Annotated in this window: 17 protein-coding genes and 3 riboswitches; of the genes, 8 read left to right on the plus strand and 9 right to left on the minus strand. The window is 70.6% G+C overall.

The genetic code is table 11. The annotated features are described in order from the left end of the window. Positions 1 to 56: 56 nt before the first annotated feature. The gene (locus tag ACIO3S_RS16430) at positions 57 to 983 is read left to right on the plus strand and encodes a cobalamin biosynthesis protein (protein WP_400465591.1); all 927 of its coding nucleotides are present in this window, start codon (positions 57 to 59) and stop codon (positions 981 to 983) included. On the opposite strand, the gene ACIO3S_RS16435 is transcribed toward ACIO3S_RS16430, so the two are convergent. The 3 genes from ACIO3S_RS16435 to ACIO3S_RS16445 all read right to left on the minus strand — a co-directional run bounded on the left by ACIO3S_RS16435 (position 971) and on the right by ACIO3S_RS16445 (position 4,167). Continuing rightward, positions 971 to 1,330: a (2Fe-2S) ferredoxin domain-containing protein gene (locus ACIO3S_RS16435; protein WP_350844721.1), complete on the minus strand. Its 360-nt coding sequence runs from the start codon at positions 1,328 to 1,330 to the stop codon at positions 971 to 973. The genes ACIO3S_RS16430 and ACIO3S_RS16435 overlap by 13 nt on opposite strands. A gap of 138 nt (positions 1,331 to 1,468) precedes the next feature. Beyond that, positions 1,469 to 3,169: a ribonucleoside-diphosphate reductase subunit alpha gene (locus ACIO3S_RS16440; protein ID WP_350844723.1), complete on the minus strand. Its 1,701-nt coding sequence runs from the start codon at positions 3,167 to 3,169 to the stop codon at positions 1,469 to 1,471. After that, the gene (locus ACIO3S_RS16445) at positions 3,169 to 4,167 is read right to left on the minus strand and encodes a ribonucleotide-diphosphate reductase subunit beta (protein ID WP_201451261.1); all 999 of its coding nucleotides are present in this window, start codon (positions 4,165 to 4,167) and stop codon (positions 3,169 to 3,171) included. Before ACIO3S_RS16445 ends, ACIO3S_RS16440 begins: the two co-directional genes overlap by 1 nt. 151 nt (positions 4,168 to 4,318) lie before the next feature. After that, positions 4,319 to 4,536, minus strand: a riboswitch (cobalamin riboswitch). Positions 4,537 to 4,625: 89 nt separating this feature from the next. Continuing rightward, a riboswitch (cobalamin riboswitch) is annotated at positions 4,626 to 4,810 on the plus strand. A 110-nt stretch (positions 4,811 to 4,920) separates the two neighbouring features. Between ACIO3S_RS16445 and ACIO3S_RS16450 the strand changes: the two genes are divergently transcribed. From ACIO3S_RS16450 to ACIO3S_RS16470, 5 genes are all read left to right on the plus strand, one after another. After that, the gene (locus ACIO3S_RS16450; protein WP_400466444.1) at positions 4,921 to 5,940 is read left to right on the plus strand and encodes a FecCD family ABC transporter permease; all 1,020 of its coding nucleotides are present in this window, start codon (positions 4,921 to 4,923) and stop codon (positions 5,938 to 5,940) included. Continuing rightward, a complete protein-coding gene (locus ACIO3S_RS16455; protein WP_400465596.1) occupies positions 5,937 to 6,776 on the plus strand; it encodes an ABC transporter ATP-binding protein in 840 nt (279 codons plus the stop codon). Before ACIO3S_RS16450 ends, ACIO3S_RS16455 begins: the two co-directional genes overlap by 4 nt. Beyond that, entirely contained in the window at positions 6,773 to 7,867 is a 1,095-nt protein-coding gene (locus tag ACIO3S_RS16460; protein WP_400465599.1) for an ABC transporter substrate-binding protein, read from the plus strand. Before ACIO3S_RS16455 ends, ACIO3S_RS16460 begins: the two co-directional genes overlap by 4 nt. A 153-nt stretch (positions 7,868 to 8,020) precedes the next feature. Next, a complete protein-coding gene (locus ACIO3S_RS16465; RefSeq protein ID WP_160028078.1) occupies positions 8,021 to 8,236 on the plus strand; it encodes a CbtB-domain containing protein in 216 nt (71 codons plus the stop codon). Then, complete coding sequence (locus ACIO3S_RS16470; RefSeq protein ID WP_400465602.1) at positions 8,236 to 9,015, plus strand: CbtA family protein; 780 nt, start codon at positions 8,236 to 8,238, stop codon at positions 9,013 to 9,015. Before ACIO3S_RS16465 ends, ACIO3S_RS16470 begins: the two co-directional genes overlap by 1 nt. 17 nt (positions 9,016 to 9,032) lie before the next feature. Here ACIO3S_RS16470 and ACIO3S_RS16475 read toward each other — a convergent pair whose 3' ends face one another. Genes ACIO3S_RS16475 through ACIO3S_RS16495 form a run of 5 tightly spaced genes read right to left on the minus strand, consistent with a single transcriptional unit; the run spans position 9,033 to position 16,453 of the window. Then, positions 9,033 to 9,713: a (2Fe-2S) ferredoxin domain-containing protein gene (locus ACIO3S_RS16475; RefSeq protein WP_400465605.1), complete on the minus strand. Its 681-nt coding sequence runs from the start codon at positions 9,711 to 9,713 to the stop codon at positions 9,033 to 9,035. Then, the gene (locus tag ACIO3S_RS16480; RefSeq protein WP_400465607.1) at positions 9,710 to 10,435 is read right to left on the minus strand and encodes a cobalt-precorrin-6A reductase; all 726 of its coding nucleotides are present in this window, start codon (positions 10,433 to 10,435) and stop codon (positions 9,710 to 9,712) included. Before ACIO3S_RS16480 ends, ACIO3S_RS16475 begins: the two co-directional genes overlap by 4 nt. Continuing rightward, positions 10,432 to 12,069 carry a cobyric acid synthase gene (locus ACIO3S_RS16485; protein ID WP_400465610.1) on the minus strand — a complete coding sequence of 546 codons (1,638 nt, stop codon included), beginning with the start codon at positions 12,067 to 12,069 and terminating at the stop codon, positions 10,432 to 10,434. Before ACIO3S_RS16485 ends, ACIO3S_RS16480 begins: the two co-directional genes overlap by 4 nt. Further along, positions 12,066 to 12,851, minus strand: a complete 786-nt coding sequence (gene cobF / locus ACIO3S_RS16490) for a precorrin-6A synthase (deacetylating) (RefSeq protein WP_400465613.1) — start codon at positions 12,849 to 12,851, stop codon at positions 12,066 to 12,068. Before cobF ends, ACIO3S_RS16485 begins: the two co-directional genes overlap by 4 nt. Next, on the minus strand, positions 12,848 to 16,453 hold the full coding sequence (locus ACIO3S_RS16495) for a cobaltochelatase subunit CobN (RefSeq protein WP_400465616.1): 3,606 nt from the start codon (positions 16,451 to 16,453) through the stop codon (positions 12,848 to 12,850). Before ACIO3S_RS16495 ends, cobF begins: the two co-directional genes overlap by 4 nt. Positions 16,454 to 16,486: 33 nt before the next feature. Further along, a riboswitch (cobalamin riboswitch) is annotated at positions 16,487 to 16,628 on the minus strand. Between the two features lie 123 nt (positions 16,629 to 16,751). On the opposite strand from ACIO3S_RS16495, the gene ACIO3S_RS16500 reads away from it, so the two are divergent. Both ACIO3S_RS16500 and ACIO3S_RS16505 read left to right on the plus strand, forming a co-directional pair. Continuing rightward, on the plus strand, positions 16,752 to 17,468 hold the full coding sequence (locus ACIO3S_RS16500; RefSeq protein ID WP_400465619.1) for a TetR/AcrR family transcriptional regulator: 717 nt from the start codon (positions 16,752 to 16,754) through the stop codon (positions 17,466 to 17,468). Between the two features lie 10 nt (positions 17,469 to 17,478). Next, the gene (locus ACIO3S_RS16505) at positions 17,479 to 18,474 is read left to right on the plus strand and encodes a VOC family protein (RefSeq protein ID WP_400465621.1); all 996 of its coding nucleotides are present in this window, start codon (positions 17,479 to 17,481) and stop codon (positions 18,472 to 18,474) included. Here the strand turns inward: ACIO3S_RS16505 and ACIO3S_RS16510 are convergent. Then, positions 18,467 to 19,048 (minus strand): GNAT family N-acetyltransferase, encoded by a 582-nt coding sequence (locus ACIO3S_RS16510; RefSeq protein WP_400465624.1) that lies wholly within the window; start codon positions 19,046 to 19,048, stop codon positions 18,467 to 18,469. The two genes, ACIO3S_RS16505 and ACIO3S_RS16510, sit on opposite strands and share 8 nt — an antisense overlap. Positions 19,049 to 19,249 lie beyond the last annotated feature (201 nt).

Genomic DNA, 19,249 nt, shown 5'->3' on the forward strand with positions numbered 1-19,249 from the left:
CGAACATCCCCGCCATGGCGGGAAAGTGCCGGCGGCCCCCGGTCAGGAGCTTCGAGATGAGGGCACGGGCGGTCGGGCTCCTCGCAGGCTTCGCGCTCGACCGGCTGCTCGGGGACCCGCGGCGCTACCACCCCGTCGCCGGGTTCGGCACGGTGGCGATGCGGGCCGAACGGGCCTGGTATTCGGACGACCGTGCCCGCGGGGTCCTGCACGCGGCCGCCCTGGTCGGGGGAGCGGTGGTCCTCGGAGCGGTTGCCGAACGTGCCGCTCCGGGAAGAGCGGGGAGAACCCTGGTCACCGCCGCCGCGACCTGGGCGGTCCTGGGCGGCCGCTCGCTGGAGCGGGAGGCGCTGGCCGTCCACGCCCATCTCGACCGCGGCGACCTCCCGGCCGCGCGACAGCGGCTGACCCACCTCGTAGGCCGCGACACCGAGGAGCTCGACGCTTCCGAGGTCTCCCGGGCCGTGGTCGAGAGCGTCGCCGAGAACACCTCGGACGCAGTGGTCGCACCGCTGGTGTGGGGCGCCGTCGCGGGCGTACCCGGCCTGCTCGGCTACCGCGCCGCCAACACCCTGGACGCGATGGTCGGGCACCACAACGACCGCTACGAGAGTTTCGGGTGGGCCAGCGCCCGCCTCGACGACCTGCTCAACCTGCCCGGTTCGCGCCTCTCCGGCCTGCTCACCCTGGCCGCCGCGTCGTCGCGGGCCAGGCAAGCGTGGGAGGCCTGGCGGCGCGACGCCGCGCGGCACCCGAGCCCGAACGCCGGCGTCGTCGAGGCGTCCTTCGCGGGTGCCCTCGACATCCGCCTCGGCGGCACGAACCGCTACTACGGCAACCGTGTCGAGCACCGCGCGGTGATGGGCGACGGCCGCGACGCCACCCCCGCCGACGTGGTCAGCGCCACCACGCTGGCACGCAGGGTCGGCATCGGCGCGGCCCTGGTCGCGGCGGCGTACGCCGTCATCACTCAGCGCCCGTGACGGAAGGCCCGAGCCAGGACGGCGGGTGGTGCCTCGGCGATGCCCGGTCCGCCGGCGCGGGTCCACTCGGCCAGGGCGTCGGCGACCCGCACCGAGCCGGCCCGGGCGACCCAGACCGGCCGCGCCCCGCGCTGCCGCCCCTCGGGTGAGGGGCCGACCACCACGACGTCGGCACGCTCGCACGGGCCGAGGCAGTCGGCGACACGTACCGTTGCCGACTCCCCGGCCGCCGCGTTCAGCGTCGTGAGCACGGCCGCATGGTCCACCCCGGGCGACTTCCGCTCCGTCCCGCAGCAGCAGCCGCGGCAGACCGTCAGCGTCGGCCGCCCGGTGGTGGGGTCGCTCATCCTTCGCAGGCCTCGCAGTCCGGGCCGTTCTCGATGGCACAGACCGCGGCGTCGCTCCAGTCGTCCCAGGTGAGATCGTCGATGGCGTCGGTGGTGGTCGGGTTCTCGTTCATGGTCATGCCTCTCGGTCGCAGGTGGTCAGTTCGAAGTGCGGGTCTGCTTGCTGGCCTGGATGCCGGCTCGCGAGCGCAGGTAGTACAGGCTCTTGATGTTCGGGTCGAGCAGGGCCAGCTTGTGGATCTTGCTGATGTACTGCGGGGTCGCGTCGGCCTGGAAGAACAGGTTGAGCGACTGGGCCTGGTCGATGTGGACCTGCCGGTCCGATGCGCGAGCGAGCAGGACCTCCTGGTCGATCTCGTAGCCCGTCTTGAAGACGTCCTTCTCGTGCTCGTCGAGCCAGTCGACGTGCTGGACGGAACCGCCGTGGTCGACGATGTCGTCGATGTGCGCCTGGTCGTAGACCCCGCGCTCCTCCATGACCTCGACGAGGTTCTGGTTGGCCCGCGGCATCTCGCCGGCCGAGGTGGTCTGGTTCCAGACGTTGGCGACGTACGGCTCGATGCCCTGGCTGGTGCCGCCGACGATCACCGCGGTGCTCATCGTCGGCGCGATCGCCATCAGGTGGGAGTTGCGCCGTCCGACGCACCACTCCGGGATGCCCGCGACCGAGCCCATCCACCGCGACGCGGCGTCGGCATCCGCCGAGATCCGCTCGAAGATGTCCTTGTTGAGCGCCGCCGCCTTGTCCGACTCGAACGGCACCCGCTGCTTCTGCAGGTAGTCGTGGTAGCCCATCACGCCCAGCCCGAGGCTGCGGGCCTTCTCGGTGTAGCGCACCGCCCGCTCCAGACCACGGATGGTGCGGGCCTTGCGCAGGAACGCCTCGGCGACCGCGTCGAGGAAGACGGTCGCGACGTACGCCGTGTCCTGGTCCTTCCACTCGTCGTAGGTCGAGAGGTTCAGCGAGGAGAGCACGCAGGTGTAGGAGTGGTCCTCGTCGGAGAAGAGGGTGATCTCCGAGCACAGGTTGGAGGCCTTGTTCTCCAGCCCGTTGGCCTTGTAGGACTCGGTCTGGGCCGCGTTGACGGTGTCGACCTTCCAGATGTAGCCCTTGCCGAGCACGACCCGGATCTTCAGCACCCGCTGGTAGCGCTCCAGAGCATCGCGATCCCCGGCCAGCATCCGGTCGATGAACGCCTGGCTGAAGATCCAGCCGATGTTCTTGTTGGCGGGCTCGCGGAAGATCAGGTCGGCGAGCTCGTAGAAGTCCGGGTGGTCCACGGGCAGGTAGCCCGCCCAGGAGCCGCGGCGGGTGGCGCCCTGGCTGATCTGGTTGGTCATCTCCACGAAGTTGCAGAAGACCGGGACCACGCCGTTGGCCTTGCCGTTGTCGCTGAACTTCGCGCCGCGGGGCCGGACATCACCGAGGTACGCCGAGGTCCCGAACCCGTTCTGGGAGAGGATCGCCGCCTCCTTGAGGGTCTCGTAGAAGCCCCACACCGAGTCCTCGACGTACGAGCCCTCGCACGAGACGGGCAGACCCCGGTCGGTGCCGAGGTTGGACAGCACCGGCGTCGACGGCGAGAGCCAGCCGTTCCAGATAGCCTCGAAGAACCGCTCCGTCCAGGAGACGCCGTCCTCGCGGGGGTACATCTCGTCGGCGAGGTCGCCGGCGGTGCTGGCGATGGTCTCGTAGCGCTCCCGGACGCTCTGGTCGGCGACGGTGTACTTGGCCTTGAACATGGCATAGCCCGCCGTGGTCATGAAGGCGGGCACGACGCCGTCGGCCTGCAGGGCCTTGCGCTCGGCGGAGAGCGCCTCCCAGTTGCTGTTGCTCATTAGAAGCTGAACTCCGTCTCGCCGATGTTGCGGTTGTATTCGTTGCCGGTGACCTGGAAGAAGTCGTGGAACTGGGTGCCGTTGATGCCGCTGTAGAACCACTCGGCGATCGGGTTGGCCTCGACGTTGAACAGCGGCTCCATCCGCATGTTCTCCAGGGTCATGTCGATGCGGGACCTCACGAAGGTCTCCAGGTCGGCCTGGTCGATGCCGGTGATCGGCCCGTGGTCGAAGAGCATCTCCACGATCCGGGCCTCGTGGGCGTAGAGGTGCTCGGCGACGCCACGAACCCTCGCGAAGAGGTCGTCACGCTCGGCCTCGAACTTGTCGGCCGGGACGGTGGCGGCGTACTCGTCCAGGGTGGTGTTGAACAGCCAGGCGCCGCCGGTGGCGTGCAGGTTCTCGTCGCGGGCGGAGAAGTTGATGCCGCTGATCACGTTCTGCAGCAGATTCTTCCCGCCGGACTGGAAGTGTTTGAGGAAGGCGAAGTTGGAGTAGAGGACGCAGTTCTCCATCAGCGTGAAGACGCTCAGCGCGTAGAGGAGGTCCTCGTCGGCGATCGCGTCCCACACGAACTGGATCCGCTCGGCCAGCACCGGGTCGTTCTTGTAGGAGTCGTAGAACTCCTCGGTGTCGATCATCAGCACCTTGTTGAGCTTCGCGTAGAACGGCGCGTGCATGTTCAGCTCGGCGAACGAGAAGGCGTTGGCCATCATCTGGACCTCCGGACGCGGGAACGCGTGGAAGATCCGGTCGCCCCACACCTCACCGCCGAGGATCAGCTCGTAGATGGTGAACAGCTTCAGCGTCGTCTTCACCGCCGCCTGCTCGGCGTCGGTCATGTTGACCAGGAAATCCTGCTTGTCGTTCTCGACCGGGATCTCCTCGGCGGTCCAGAAGATGCTCCGCTGCTTCTTGGCCAGGTCCTCGGCCATCGGATAGTCGAAGACGTACGCCGACTTCTCGGTGCGGATCGGTAGACCCTCGGTGTCGATCAAGCCCATGCCCCTTGCTCACGCGGGCCCCGCGGCCCGCTGGATGTCTCGTGCATCCGTGCCGGGGCAGGGAGGACGACGGCAGCGCGCCCGGGCGGACCCGGTCACGTGGTGCTCGCTCGATCCCCTGACCTTCCCTCGAGGTCGCGGACCCCACCATGAGGTGGGCACTGGCAGGTCTTCGGACTCGTGGGCGTGGTCGTGCTGGTCCTAGTGGCCGTCGCTTCCCAGGGGCATGGCTTGCTCCCAGTGCTTCGTGACGGCGGTCGTTCCCACTCACCGCTGCGGGGCAGTCCCGGACTCGCACCGGGTTCCCTCTTGCCTCTCCCGCCCCGTCGCCGAGGTGGGAGAACCAGCTGCGAGGACCACTATATGCGGGAATTACATCAATGCAACTTCCTAGATCTTGTGCTTCGCCGTGTCGTCGGAAACATCCCCGGCACCGGTTCGACGACCCGTGCTAGCCTCTGCGCCGAGTCGAACGCATCCTGATGGATGCCAGGGAACTCCGGTGTGAATCCGGGACTGGCGCGCAGCGGTGAGGGCGACGGCGACGCTAGGCAGCCACTGGGGAACGGGTCCCTGGGAAGGCAGCGTCGCCGGTTGAACCCGAGTCCGAAAACCTGTCGGCTCAGACGTTCGTCACGGCCCTCGCGACCAGGGTCCAGAGGACCTGAGAGGCCGAACTGCGTGCAGACGCCGTGCCGCGAGACCCCCACCCTGATCCCGAGCCCCGCCGGTGCCGGGAGGCGGCGGCTGCCGTTCGTGCCGCTGGCCGTCGGGCTGCTGCTCGCCGCGACGCTCAGCGCCGTGGCGTCCCTGGCCTTCGGCTCCGAGCGGATCCCTCTCGGCGAGGTCGTCGCGGCCGTCGTCGACCGGCTCCAGGGCGACGCACCGGGGAAGTGGGACGTGATCGTGTGGGAGCTGCGCGTCCCCCGGGCGCTGATGGCGCTCGCCGTCGGCGCGGGTCTGGCCGTGGCCGGTGCCGGCATGCAGACCCTGGTCCGCAACCCGCTCGCCGACCCGTTCCTCCTCGGGATCAGCTCCGGCGCCTCGGTGGGGGCGACGGCCGCGATCACCACGGGCGCGCTGGCCGGTCTCGGCGCCTACGCCGTCTCCGGCGGCGCCCTGCTCGGAGCCGTCGGCTCGGCGCTGCTGGTCTGGCTGGTGGCCACCGCCCAAGGTGGGCTGACCCCGATCCGGCTGGTGCTCTCCGGGGTCGTGCTCTCCTCGGGGCTCTCCGCCATCGCCTCGTTCCTGGTCTTCATGAGCGATGATCCGCGCGCGGCGGACTCGGTGATGTTCTGGATGCTCGGCAGCGTCGGCGGTGCCAGCTGGGAGAAGCTGTGGCTGCCCGCGGCACTCAGCCTCGTCCTCGGTCTCGGGATGCTGGCTCTGCACCGCTGGCTGGACGCCCTCGCCGCAGGGCCTGAGACCGCTGCCGCGCTCGGCGTGAACGTCGCGGCGCTGCGTACGACTCTCTTCGTCGCTCTGGCGGTGCTGGTCGGGATCCTGGTCGCGGTCAGTGGTGGGATCGGGTTCGTCGGTCTGATCGTGCCGCACGCGGCCCGGCTGCTCGTGGGCGCGCGGCACCGGGTGGTGCTCCCGGTCGCGGCCCTGGCAGGTGGGGTGTTCCTGCTGTGGGTCGACGTGCTCGCCCGGCTGGTGGCACGCCCGCAGGAGATCCCGCTGGGGGTGGTCACCGGCGTCGTCGGCGCGCCGCTGTTCCTGCTGCTGCTCGGTCGCGGTCAGTATCGGTTCGGCGGTGACCGATGAGTGGGTCGCCGGCCGCGCTCCGGCTTCGCGGGGTCTCAGCGCGGCTGGGCCAGCGCGAGGTGCTGCGCGACGTCGACCTGGACGTGCCGGTGGGCGCCCGCCTCGGCATCGTCGGCGTCAACGGCGTGGGGAAGTCGACGCTGCTGCGGATCCTCGCCGGGGTGCTGCGGCCCAGCACCGGCCAGGCCTGTCTCGCCGACGAGTCCGGACAGCTCCAGGAGACCGCCCGGATCGGCTCGCGCGAACGCGCCCGCCGGCTGGCGTACGTCCCCCAGGAGGAGGTCGCCTCCGCCGAGCTGCTCGTCGGGGAGATGGTCGCGCTGGGCCGGGTGCCCCGCACCCGGCCCTGGTCGCGAGGCGGGCGCCAGGAGCGGGAGATCGTCCGGGCGGCCCTCGACGCCGTCGGCCTCGCCGACCGCATCGACGACCCGTGCGACCGGCTCTCCGGCGGCGAGCGGCGCCGCGCGGTCATGGCCCGGGGCCTCGCCCAGGAGAGCCCGGTGATGCTCCTGGACGAGCCCACCAACCATCTCGACGTCGCCTGGCAGCTGCGGCTGCTGCAGAGCGTCGCCGAGCGGGCCGAGACCCTCGTCGCGACCATCCACGACCTCGACCTGGCGCTCCGCTCCTTCGACCGGCTCGCCGTCCTCGGCCGGCCCCGAGGCAGTGACCCCGACAGCGGCCCGGCCACCGTCGTCGCCCACGGGCCGCCGGTCGAGGTGCTCGACAGCATCCGCGTGGAGCACCACTTCGGCGTCGGCTCGGTCCAGGTGCCGCACCCACACCTCGACCAGCCCCACCTGCTCATCCATCCTCGGAAGGACCGATCCGCATGAACCAGCGCATCACCCGCCACGTACGCCCCGGCCTCGGCTGCCTCGCCGCGCTCGCGCTCGGCACCACGATCCTCACCGCCTGCGGGACGGCGGAGAAGGCCGCCGAGGAGGCCGGCCAGGACGCGATCACCGTCGAGAACTGCGGCGAGAAGCTCACGGTCGACCAGCCGGTCACCGAGCTGTACGCCTACGACGGCGGGATCATCTCCATCGCCCTGGCCGTCGGTGCCCGCGAGGAGCTGGTCGCGGTCACCGGCCTGGCCCGGGACCAGCAGCTGCTCGAGCTCGCCTACCCCGAGGACAGGGTCGACGAGCTCGAGATCGTGGGCGACGACCATCCGACGCTGGAGACGGTCCTGGCCCTCGACCCGCAGCTGATGTTCGCGGGCTGGGGCTACGGGTTCAGCGAGTCGCGGAACCTGATTCCCGAGATGGTGCAGGAGCGGGGCATCGAGACCTACCTGCTCAGCGAGACCTGCCGGCAGGAGGACGGTGACCGCGGCACCATGGACGCCTGGACGGCGCTGCGTACCGATCTGCTCAACATCGGCGAGCTGACCGGCCACGACGCGACCGCGAAGAAGGTCGTCGCCGACATCGAGGAGCGCCGCGCGGCCCTGGAGAGCGCGCCGAAGCCCGACGAGGAGCCGACCGCGTTCCTCTTCGACTCCGGCACCGACGCGATCTTCACGTCCGGATCCTTCGGGGGACCGCAGGCGATCTTCGACACCGCCGGAGTGACCAACGCGACCGCCGACGTCGAGGACACCTGGACCGAGGTCGGCTGGGAGCGCTTCGCTGCCGCCGAGCCCGACGTCATCTACTTCGTGGACTACCCGGGGCAGTCCTACGAGGAGAAGGTCAAGGTGCTCAAGGCCAACCCGGCCTCCCGCGACCTCCCGGCCGTCAAGGAGAACAGGTTCGTGAACCTGCCCTACGCGATGTGGGTCTCCGGCCCGCTCAACATCGACGCCGCCGAGTGGGTCCGGCGCTCGCTGGAGCACTTCGGTCTCGCACCCGAGTCCGGGATCGAACCGAGGCTCGACATCGCCGATCTCACCAACCTCGTCGGCAACGAGTGGCTCCGCTGAGATCCCGCTATAGTGCACGCAACGGACATGAGGAAGCCGGTGGAACTCCGGCACAGTCGCGCTACTGTGACATCGCCCCGCGGCGGTGGAGTCAGACCCGAGTGTCCGTCCAACCCCAACGAACAGGGACGCAGGTATCCCTGAGGAGGACATATGTCGCAGCACGCTGTGGCGCCCGTCGCCGGCGCCGACCTTCCCACCATCCCGCTCCGTGAGCTGGCCCCCTGGGCGCTCTTCTTCGGTCTGCTCGGTCTCCTGGTGCTCTTCTTCATCAGCGCCGACCAGGGCGCCGTCTCGATCCCGTCCGGCACGCTCATCCACGAGTGGGTCCACGACGGTCGTCACCTGCTCGGCTACCCCTGCCACTGATGAGCCCGCGTGCATTTCTCGTACGCGGCCTCCTAGCTGGACTCCTCGCCGGCGTCGTCACCTTCCTGGTGGCGTACGCCGTCGGTGAGCCGCAGGTCGGTGCTGCCATCGCGCTGGAGGAGGCCGGTGGCGACGGGCACTCGCACTCGCATGCCGCCGAGGGCTCCGAGGCCGGTGAGGAGGAGGCCGCCGAGGTCTCCCGCACCAACCAGAGCACCTGGGGGCTGCTGACCGGCACCCTGGCCGTCGGCGTCGCGCTCGGGGGCATCCTGGGGCTGGTCGCCGCATTCGCTCTCGGGCGGATCGGACGGCTCACGCCGGGACAGTCGACGGCCCTCGTCACCCTGATCGGGTTCGTCGCCGTCGCGCTGGTGCCCTTCCTCAAATATCCGGCGACCCCGCCGGCGGTCGGCAGCGGCGACACCATCGGTGTCCGCACCGCGGTCTACTTCGCCTTCCAGGCCCTCTCGGTCGTGGCTGCCGTGGTGGTGACGTACGCCGCCGTGCGGCTGCGCGGACGGTTCGGCACCTATCTCGCCGTGGTCGGCGCGATCGCGGCCTACCTGGTCGTGATGGTCGTCGCCGGGGAGCTGTTCACGACGGTCAACGAGGTCGGGGACTTCCCCGCCGACACGTTGTGGTTCTTCCGGCGGGCATCGCTGATCACGCTCGCCACCATGTGGGGTGTGATCGGAGTGGCACTGACCGGCCTGGTGATCAGGCTGCACGCGACGGAGCGCGCCGTCGCGGAGCGAAAGGCCCTTGCCGCGAGCCTGTGAGCAGCCCACGAGAAGGTTCAGCAGCGGGGGAGGCGGTAGGCCTCCACGGGGCGGTCGTCGGCCAGGTGATCACGCACGATCACCCGGGCGGCGGCCGCTTCCACGTTGCCGTACCAGACATCGTCGGGCTGGACGCTGAGCACCGGCGCCTGGTTGCACGGGAACTGGCACCCGGTGTGGGTGATCAGCAGATCGTCGTCGCCGAGACCGGCCTCCATCGCGCCCAGGATCACCGCTCTCGCGGTCTCCTCCGAGCCCTTCGCGGTGCAGCGGGGGCCGCGGCAGATCAGGACCTGACGTACGTGGTCGGGGACTCGCTCCCAGGCGGGCGAGGTCAGCCCGGGCTCGGTGCCGGTGACCGGCCGGGTCTCGGCGAGCGCGTCGGGGAAGTCGTCGCGGGTGGTCGCCAGGCGGGTCGCGATCTGGATCTCGGGGCGATCCCCGGGGCGCTCACGCCACCAGTGGGCCGCGATCCGGCGCAGCCAGGAGTGGCCGGGGGCGAGCGGGCCGAGGCTGACGCCGGCCAGCGTGACGGTTGTCGCTCCGGAGTCGGCGAGCCTGGTCAGCTCGGCGGAGAGCGAGGGACCGCCCATCTGCAGGAACGCGAGGCTCGCGCCGAGCTCACCGGCCCAGCCGAGCAGCTCCCGGCGCCGGTCGACATCGGTCACCGACATCCCGACGAGGACGCGGACGCTCACCGGAGCCCCTTGACCCAGGTGACCGCGTCGGCGACATCGTTGACCGTCTGGACCTCGCCGGGCCCGCCCGGCCGACGGACGACGACCACCTTCACGCCCAGCTCGGCCGCCGCATCCATCTTCGGCCGGGTGTAGGTGCCGCCGGAGTCCTTGGTGATGAGTACGTCGGTGCGGTGCTCCCGCATCAACGCGAGCTCACCCTCGAGGTCGTACGGTCCGCGACTGGTCAGCAGCGTCCATGGCTCGGGCAGGTCGAGCTCGGGCCGGTCGACCACGCGTGCTAGCGCCGCACGCCCGGCCAGTGCGGGTACGAAGCGGCCGAGCTCTTGGCGGCCGACCGTGATGAACGGTCGGGCGCCGAGGCCAGCGGCGAGATCCGCGGCCTGGTCGTGGCCGTCGGCGTAGACCCAGGACGGGTCGGGTGTCCAGCCCGGCCGCTCCAGACGGAGCAGCGGATGGCCGGTCAGCTCGCAGGCCTCGGCCGCGTTGGCCGACATCCCGCGGGCGAACGGATGCGTCGCGTCCACGACCGCGTCGTACTCCGCGAGAGCCGTCCGCAGCCCCTCGACCCCACCGAACCCACCGATCCGCACCGCGCCGACCGGAAGCCGCGGCCGTGCCACCCGTCCGGCCAGCGAGGAGGTGACGTCGACCCCGTCGTCGACCAGCCGCGCCGCCAGGTCCCGCGCCTCCCCGGTCCCGCCCAGGATCAACAGCCTCATCGTTGGGCTCCTCCGCTGGTCGATCCGTCGCCCCCGCTGGTCGAGCCGTCGCCCCCGCTGGTCGAGCCTCGCTCCCCGCTGGTCGAGCCGCCGGAGCCGCTAGGCGGAGGCGTGTCGAGACCAACACGGTCAGCCATCGCGCTCGAGGGGAACGTGTTGGTCTCGACGCGACGTCGTTCGTTCCTCACGACGTCGGCTCGACCAGCGAGGGCGAGGTCGAGCAGGGCGTCGACGTCGAGGTGCTCCTCGACGAGATCGCCGATCAGGTCCAGGCGGCGCTCGCGGGCGGCCGGGAAGGAGACCGTGGACGGCTCGCGGCCGAGTGTCGCCGCGAGGAAGGCGCCGCGCAGCGCGTCGCCCTCCAGGCTGCCGTGCCACATCGTGCCGAAGACGTTGCCGGAGCGGGCGCCGCCGAGGAACTCGGTGACTCCGTCGCCGCGGGTGATCCGGCCGTGGTGGATCTCGTAGCCGCTCGCCTCGACCCCGAGCGCCGACCCGGTGGGCAGGCGGAGATTCTTGGCGGGGGTGAAGTCGGTGCGTACGTCGAGCAGGCCCAGCCCCTCGACCTCGGCGACCGAGCCCTCGACACCGTCGGGATCCGCGATCACGCCGCCGAGCATCTGGAAGCCGCCGCAGATCCCGAGGAGCGGGCGGCCGCGGCGTACGTGCTCGGTCAGGGCCACGTCGAGGCCGCGTGCGCGGAGCCAGGCCAGGTCGCTGATCGTGGACCGGGTGCCGGGCAGGACGACCAGATCGGCATCGGCGACATCGGCCGGCGAGGAGGCGAAGACGACGTCGAGGTCCGGCTCCAGCCCGAGCGCGTCGACGTCGGTGAAGTTGGAGATGCGGGGGAGGCGTACGACCGCGACCTTGCGGGTCGTGCCTGCCGCCGAACGGCGCCCCTCGAGGTCGAGCGCGTCCTCGGAGTCGAGCCACAGCGACGGCTCCCAGGGGAGCACGCCGAAGACCGGGCGCTGAGTGAGCGACTCCAGCGAGTCGAGCCCGGGCCTCAACAAGCCGAGATCACCGCGGAACTTGTTGACCACAAAACCGCTGATCAGGGCCTGGTCCCCGGGCTCGAGGAGCGCCAGGGTGCCGTACATCGCCGCGAACACCCCGCCCCGGTCGATGTCGCCCACGACGACGGTCGGCAGCCCGGCGTGCCGGGCCAGCCCCATGTTGACGTAGTCCCCGGCCCGCAGGTTGATCTCTGCCGGGCTGCCCGCGCCTTCGGCGACGATGACCTCGAAACGCGAGGCGAGATCGTCGTACGCCGCATGGGCCGCGGTCGCGAGATGCCGGCGCCCCGCCTCCCAGTCGTGGGAGGAGACCTCGCCCGCGGGATGCCCCATCAGGACCACGTGGCTGCGGTGGTCGGAGCCGGGCTTGAGCAGCACCGGGTTCATCGCCGGCTCGGGGGTGACCCGCGCCGCCAGGGCCTGTACCCACTGGGCCCGGCCGATCTCGGCCGTTGTCCCGTCCGGCGTCTCGCAGACCATCGAGTTGTTGGACATGTTCTGGGCTTTGTAGGGCGCCACCTTGACGCCGCGTCGGGCGAACGCCCGGCACAGCCCGGTCGTCACGACCGACTTGCCCGCGTCCGAGGTGGTGCCGGCGACCAGCAGCCCGCTCATCGGCGCGGGGCTCGCAACAGATAGATGTCCATCACCCAGCCGGACGTCTCGCGCAACCGTGCTCGAGCGGACTCGATCGCCGGCAGAACCTCGCCGACCGTGCCCGCGACCAGCTCCTCCTCACGCGTGCCGAGGTTGCCGCCCCACCAGATCCGCCAGTCCTCGAGCCCAGGGAGGTCGACGACCCGGTTGAGCATCACCACGAGGTTGTCGTGCCCGGCCTCGACAGCCTCGAGCACGGCGCGGCCGGTGGTGACGTAGAGCGGCCGCCCGACGTCGTGGAGGACGAGCCGGTGCCGCGCGGCGAGCAGCTGTACCGAGGAGATCCCGGGGATGACATCGACCTCGATGTCGAGCTGCTCGGAGATCTGGTCGACGACGCGGATCGTGGAGTCGTAGAAGGCGGGGTCGCCCCAGACCAGGAAGCCGACGTCGCCGGGGTGCTCGGCGAGCACGGCGAGGTACCGCTCGACCCGGGCCCGGTGCCAGGCGGCGACGGCGGCCCGGTACTCCGCGTCGGTCCCGGTGAACTCCTCACGCCGCTCGCGAGGCGCGTCGTCGACCTTGACGACCCGCGCGGGAGCGGAGAGGTGGCGGTCGAGCAGCTCTTCGCGGGCCCGGACCAGCGGGTCGGGCATGCCCTGCTTGACCGTGCCCGACTTGTCGGTGACCAGGAAGTAGTCGACCGACCGCATCGCCGCCACGGCCTCGAGGGTGACCTGGTCGGGGTCACCGGGGCCGACCCCGATGATCTTGATGCGACGCTTGCCAGAAGAACTCATTCCTCCTCCAGGTCACCTTCGATGTCGAGATAGATCTCCTGCATCGCCGCGACGAGCTCGGGGTCGGGCGACTCCCACAGCCCGCGCTCGGCAGCCTCGTGCAGCCGCTCGACGATGCCGCGCAGCGCCCACGGGTTCGAGGATCGCATGAACTCCTGGTTGGTCTCGTCCAGGACGTACTCACGGGCGAGCTTCTCGTACATCCAGTCCTGTACCACGCCGGCGGTCGCGTCGAAGCCGAAGAGGTAGTCGACGGTCGCGGCCAACTCGAAGGCGCCCTTGTAGCCGTGGCGCTGCATCGCCGAGATCCAGCGCGGGTTGACCACCCGGGCCCGGAAGACGCGGTTGGTCTCCTCCTGCAGCGTGCGGGTCTTGATGGCGTCGGGGGAGGTGGAGTCGCCGACGTACGCCTTCGGATCGCTGCCGGTCAGCGCGCGGACGGTCGCGACCATGCCGCCGTGGTACTGGAAGTAGTCGTCGGAGTCGGCGATGTCGTGCTCGGCGGAGTCGACGTTCTTGGCGGCGACCTTGATCCGGCGGTAGTTGGCGCGCATGTCGTCGGCTGCCGGGGCGCCGTCGAGGTCGCGTCCGTAGGCGAAGCCGCCCCACGCCGCGTAGACGTCGGCCAGGTCCTGGTCGGAGCGCCAGTTGCCGGCCTCGATCACCTGCAGGATCCCGGCGCCGTACGAGCCGGGCTTGGAGCCGAAGATCCGGGACGTCGCGCGGCGCTGGTCGCCGTGGTCGGCGAGGTCCTCGAGGGTGTGCGCGCGGACGAAGTTGTCGGTGTCCGGCTCGTCGAGGTCGGCCACCATCCGGACCGCGTCGTCGAGCATCGAGACCACGTGCGGGAACGCGTCGCGGAAGAACCCGGAGATGCGTACGGTCACGTCGATCCGGGGTCGGCCCAGCTCCTCGAGCGAGATGACGTCGAGGTGGGTGATCCGGCGGGAGGCCTCGTCCCATTCCGGCCGCACCCCGAGCAGCGCGAGCACCTCGGCGACATCGTCTCCGGACGTACGCATCGCGGAGGTGCCCCAGACGGAGAGCCCGACCGATGTCGGGTAGTCGCCGGTCTCGTCCAGGTAGCGCTGCAGCAGCGAGTCGGCCATCGCCTGCCCGGTCTGCCAGGCCAGCCGCGACGGCACCGCGCGCGGGTCGACGGTGTAGAAGTTGCGCCCGGTCGGAAGTACGTTGACGAGCCCCCGCAACGGCGAGCCCGACGGCCCCGCGGGGACGAAGCCACCGTCCAGCGCGTGCAGGACCGCGGACAGCTCGTCGGTCGTCCCGTTCAGCCGCGGCACCACCTGCTCGGCGGCGAAGACGAGCACCTGCCGCACGGCCGGGTCGTCGTGGAGCGTCTCGGCGACCGCCGGGTCCCAGCCGGCCGCATCCATCCGCTGCACCAGATCCTTCGCCTGGGTCTCGATCTCGTCGACGGCCCGGGTGTCGGCGCCCTCCTTGAGCCCGAGCGCCGCCCGCAGCCCGGGCACGGCACCGCCGACGCCGCCCCACACCTGCGCGGCGCGCAGGATCGAGAGCACCAGGTTGACGCGTGCCTCACCCTCCGGCGCGGCACCGAGCACGTGCAGCCCGTCGCGGATCTGGGCGTCCTTGATCTCGCAGAGCCAGCCGTCGATGTGGAGCATGAAGTCGTCGAAGTCGTCGTCCTCGGGCCGCTCCTCCATGCCGAGGTCGCGGTGGAGCTCGGCGGCCTTCATCAGCTGCCAGATCTCGCCGCGGATGGCGGGCAGCTTGGCCGGGTCCATGGAGGAGATCCGGTCGTACTCCTCCATCAGCGACTCCAGGCGCGCGATGTCGCCGTAGGACTCCGCACGCGCCATCGGCGGCACCAGGTGGTCGATGATCGTGGCGTGCGCCCGGCGCTTCGCCTGGGCGCCCTCGCCCGGGTCGTTGACCAGGAACGGGTAGATCAGCGGCATGTTGCCGATGGCCGCATCCGGGCCGCAGGAGGCCGAGAGCGCGGCGTTCTTGCCGGGCAGCCACTCCATCGAGCCGTGCTTGCCGAGGTGTACGACGGCGTCGGCCCCGAAGCCGTGCTCGAGCCAGCGATAGGCACCGAGGTAGTGGTGCGACGGCGGCAGGTCGGGGTCGTGGTAGATCGCGACCGGGTTCTCGCCGAACCCGCGCGGCGGCTGGATCAGGATGACGATGTTGCCGGCCTGCAGCGTGGCCAGCACGAGCTCGTCGTTGTCGTTGACGAAGAGCTTGCCCGGGGTCGGCCCCCAGGTCTCGACCATCTGTTCGCGCAGGTCAGCGGGGAGATCCGCGGTCCACCGGTCGTAGTCGGCCTTGGAGATGCGGACATGGGCGTCGGTGAGCTGGGCGTTGGTCAGCCACTCCTCGTCCTGGCCGCCGGCCGCGATCAGCGCGTGGATCAGCGCGTCGCCGGCGGCGGTGTCGCCCTCCTCGGCGGCGACGGAGTCGAGGATGCGTACGACCTCGTTGTCCTGGCCCAGGTCGTAGCCCTCCTCGCGCAGGCGGCGCAGCATCCGGATCGCGGAGACCGGGGTGTCCAGGCCGACCGCGTTGCCGATGCGAGCATGCTTGGTCGGGTAGGCGGAGAGCACCAGCGCGAGGCGCTTGTCCGGGTTGGGCGTGTGCCGCAGGCGGGCGTGGTTGACCGCGATCCGGGCGACCCGCGCGGTGCGCTCCGGGTCGGCGACGTAGTGGGGGAGACCCTGCTCGTCGAGCTCCTTGAAGGAGAACGGGGCGGTGATGATCCGACCGTCGAACTCGGGGATCGCGATCTGGTTGGCCGAGTCGAGCGGTGTGACGCCGTCGTCGGAGGCCTCCCAGTCCGCACGCGAGCTGGTCAGGCACAGCCCCTGGAGCACCGGGATGTCCAGCGCCGCCATCCGCTCCACGTCCCAGGCCTCGTCCTCGCCGCCGGCGCTCGCCGAGGCGGGCACGGAGCCACCGGCCGCGAGCACGGTGACGATCAGGGCGTCGAGGGTGCCGAGCGCCTCGTAGAGGTCGTCGGGGGCCGAGCGCAGCGAGCCCGCGAAGACGGGTACGCCGGTGGCCGCGCCGGTCGCGTCGATGGCGTCGGCCAGTGCATGGGCGAACGCGGTGTTCCCGCTGGTCTCGTGGGCGCGGTAGTAGAGCACGCCGATGCGGGGAAGGGTGTCGTCGGCAGGCGAGGGACGCTCCGCGAAGCCCCAGGCCGGGACGGTCGCTGGCGGCTCGAACCCGAAGCCGGTCAGCAGGACCGTGTCGGAGAGGAACGCGTGCAGCTGAGCGAGGTTGGCCGGACCACCCTCGGCGAGATAGCGGTGGGCCTCGGCGGCGACGCCCATCGGGACGGTGGAGTGCTCCATCAGCTCGGCACTCGGCTGCTGCTCGCCGCCGAGGACGACGACGGGGGTGCCCCGCTCCTTGACCGCGCTCAGGCCGTCCCAGAGATCGGTGGGCGAGCCGAGGAGCCGGAAGACGACCAGGTCGGCATCGGCGACGACCTGCTCGAGGTCGGTGGCCCGCGACGGGTTCGCCCAGGCGTAGTCGGCGCCGCTGGCACGGGCCGAGAGCAGGTCGGTGTCCGAGGTGGACAGAAGGGCGATGCGTACGCGTGCAGAGTCGGCCATGCCGAGGTCCTCCTAGGGGTTCTCGCCCCGTCGATCGGTCGGATAGCCCGCGGCCAGTGTCTGGCTGTGTCCGTGCCCAGCAGCTGTACGGACGTCACAGTGGCGGAACCGCCCCGGACTCTCACCGGGTTCCTGCGCCACGAGCGTGCTCGCAGCCTACGTGAGTCTCGGCTGTAGCGGGCACCCGACTGCCGACTCATCATCGCGGGATTAGGCGAGCGAGGAGACGGTATGGTTAAACTCGTGACCATACGATTCATATAGTCACGAGTCGCGCGGATGCTGGATGGAGGCGATCATGGCTCGAACACAACGTGCTGACCTGCACGAGCGTGCTGACGCGCTCCTGGACGCGGCGGCCGAGGTCGTGGAGGGGAGCGGACCGCGTGCGGTGCGCATCGGAGAGGTTGCCCGGCGCGCCGGCGTCGGCAAAGGCACCGTCTACCTGCACTGGGACGACCGCGAGCATCTGCTGCTGGCCGTCGCTGCCCGTGAGGCCGTTGCCATGCTGGAGACCGTCATCGCCGCCGTTCGCGCAGACCCAACCGAAGGCGCCCTGCACCGCTACCTGCGGAGACACTTCGTCGAGGCGATGCATCGCCCGATCCTGAGGTCGATCTTCATCGCCGACCCAACCGAGCTCACCGCGCTGTCCGGTCATCCCGCCCGGACCGAGTTGGCCACGGTCAAGCGCCAGGCTGCGCGCGACCACATTCTCGCCCTCGGCGGCGAGCGACTCCTACGGCCGGGGCTGGACCCGGGTGACGTCGATTATGCGACGCAGGCGATCGCCTACGGCTTCTTCTCCGCTGCACCATTCCTGAGTGACTGCGGGGCCAGACTCTCCGTCGAGTACCAGGCGGATCGTCTCGCCGAGGTCATCCGTCGTTCGTTCGAGCCGACCAGGCCGCCGACGATTGATCGGTACGCCGCCGCCGCGCCGAAGGTCATCGACGCCTTCGAGCGGCTGCGCGAGGCGTTCCGTCATATCGCGTACGGCACCGCAGCCGACTGAAGGGCAACCCATGACTTGCAGCGACATCTCCGGACTCCACCACGTCGGCATGGTCGTCCGTGACCTGAATGCGGCGATCGCGACGTTCCGCCATCTCGGTTTCCACATCCGCCCGCCGGCCTATCCGGCTCTGCCGCCGGCCCCAGGCGCCGAACCCGAGCCGCTCGGAGCCGGAAACACCCACGCCGACTTCACCCGCAGCTTCATCGAGCTGCTCGCTCCGGTCCCTGACGATCGCAGGCTCCTCCCCGCCGATGCCACACTCACCGTGCTCGAGGTGCCCGACGACCAGCTCTCCGCAGCCCGGACCGCGATACGCCGAACCGTGGACGGGGTGGTCGAACGGCTCGACCGCTTCGAAGGCGCCCACATCCTCGTGTTCACCAGCTCCGCGATCGAGCAGACCGTCGCCCGACTGGACGGCGCAGATGTCGCTCACGCGGGTGCCCGCGCGATGCAGCGGCCCGTCACGACCGCAGGTGGCACCCGGCTGGAGGCGATCATGCATGTCGAAGTTCACGCCGACGCGCCGGCCGCGATGCCCCGCATGCCTTCCGAAGGTCGCGTCGGCATCGTCCAGGACGCCCCGCCGGCCGCTCTGGACGCCCAGACCGACCTCGACCATCCCAACGGGGCGCTAGCCCTGTCCGAGTGCGTCCTCACCGTCGACGATGGTGATCGGGGACCGGTCGTCCATCGCTACGAGCGACTCCTCGGACTGCGCGCCCAGCACGACGCCGACACCAGCGGGTTCGACCTCGGCGGCAGCCGGCTCACGATCACCACGCCGTCTGCCTTCTCCGCCCGACTCCCGGGCGAGCGAGCTCTGGATACGCCGGCTCTGGGTGCCTACACCGTCGACGTCGCTGACCTGCGGGCCACGGAGCTGCTGCTGAGCAGCCGGGGCATCCCCACCCGGCGCGCCGCGGGCGGAGAGCTGTTCATCCCTGGCGACGTCGCGCACGGCACGCCGCTCATGTTCCGGCAGGCCCAACAGGTTACGTGAGCTCGCGACCCCGAGGGCGGAAGCTCGACGCGACCCAGGCCTCGCGGGTGATCTCATACTCGACCTCGCCGTCGGTGTGACCGGCGAGCGGCTCGTCCCAGTCCTGCTGGAAGCCGCGCACGAAGCTCATCCCGACAGAGACCATGGTCGCGCGGGAGGCCTCGTTGACGGCCATCGTCTGTGCGATCACCCGATCGATCCCGAGGTCCTCGAACCCGTGGCGGAGCAGCTCGAGCGATCCTTCCTTCGCGAACCCCTTGCGCCAGTGGCGCTGCGGGAGCCGGTAGCCGAGCTCGGCCGCATCGGTGCGCGGCGGGTTGTCGGGCGGCTCGAACATGTAGAGGCCGACGGGCTCGCCGGCCGAGAACCCGATCCACTTGCCCAGCGCCTCCGTCTCCTTCGCCACCCGGATCCACTTGTGCATCCGCTCCTCGGTCTCTTCCGGCCGGAGCGCGCGGGTGAACAGGTGGCGGAGCACCACCGGGTCGGAGTTGAGGTCGACCAGGAACGGCAGATGCTCCTCGGACAACGGGACCAGGTCGAGGCGCTCGGTGCGCAGACGGGCTTGCGGCATGGGTGCGACGTTAGCCAGGACGTACGTCGCCGGCACCTGGTTTCCCGTGGCGGCCAGGTGGCACCGGGCTCGGTGGGCGGCGTGTAGCCGGACATGTCGTAGCCGGCGACGGTGGGCCGGACGACGACCTGGCGGAGGGCATTCGCGCCGGTGGAGATGTCACCCCCGACGTAGTTGAGGTTGTACGCCGCGTAGTCGGCC

The sequence above is a fragment of the Nocardioides sp. NPDC087217 genome (genome assembly GCF_044744805.1).
In the GTDB taxonomy this organism is placed as follows: Bacteria; Actinomycetota; Actinomycetes; order Propionibacteriales; family Nocardioidaceae; genus Nocardioides.

Excerpts from the sequence above, each read along its gene's own strand:
- ACIO3S_RS16505 (WP_400465621.1), top strand. The coding sequence starts at position 17,479 with ATGACTTGCAGCGACATCTCCGGACTCCACCACGTCGGCATGGTCGTC.
- ACIO3S_RS16430 (WP_400465591.1), top strand. The coding sequence starts at position 57 with ATGAGGGCACGGGCGGTCGGGCTCCTCGCAGGCTTCGCGCTCGACCGG.
- cobF (WP_400465613.1), bottom strand. The coding sequence starts at position 12,851 with ATGAGTTCTTCTGGCAAGCGTCGCATCAAGATCATCGGGGTCGGCCCC.
- ACIO3S_RS16470 (WP_400465602.1), top strand. The coding sequence starts at position 8,236 with ATGAGCCCGCGTGCATTTCTCGTACGCGGCCTCCTAGCTGGACTCCTC.
- ACIO3S_RS16495 (WP_400465616.1), bottom strand. The coding sequence starts at position 16,453 with ATGGCCGACTCTGCACGCGTACGCATCGCCCTTCTGTCCACCTCGGAC.
- ACIO3S_RS16510 (WP_400465624.1), bottom strand. The coding sequence starts at position 19,048 with ATGCCGCAAGCCCGTCTGCGCACCGAGCGCCTCGACCTGGTCCCGTTG.
- ACIO3S_RS16500 (WP_400465619.1), top strand. The coding sequence starts at position 16,752 with ATGGCTCGAACACAACGTGCTGACCTGCACGAGCGTGCTGACGCGCTC.
- ACIO3S_RS16480 (WP_400465607.1), bottom strand. The coding sequence starts at position 10,435 with ATGAGGCTGTTGATCCTGGGCGGGACCGGGGAGGCGCGGGACCTGGCG.
- ACIO3S_RS16435 (WP_350844721.1), bottom strand. The coding sequence starts at position 1,330 with ATGAGCGACCCCACCACCGGGCGGCCGACGCTGACGGTCTGCCGCGGC.
- ACIO3S_RS16460 (WP_400465599.1), top strand. The coding sequence starts at position 6,773 with ATGAACCAGCGCATCACCCGCCACGTACGCCCCGGCCTCGGCTGCCTC.
- ACIO3S_RS16440 (WP_350844723.1), bottom strand. The coding sequence starts at position 3,169 with ATGAGCAACAGCAACTGGGAGGCGCTCTCCGCCGAGCGCAAGGCCCTG.
- ACIO3S_RS16455 (WP_400465596.1), top strand. The coding sequence starts at position 5,937 with ATGAGTGGGTCGCCGGCCGCGCTCCGGCTTCGCGGGGTCTCAGCGCGG.
- ACIO3S_RS16485 (WP_400465610.1), bottom strand. The coding sequence starts at position 12,069 with ATGAGCGGGCTGCTGGTCGCCGGCACCACCTCGGACGCGGGCAAGTCG.
- ACIO3S_RS16465 (WP_160028078.1), top strand. The coding sequence starts at position 8,021 with ATGTCGCAGCACGCTGTGGCGCCCGTCGCCGGCGCCGACCTTCCCACC.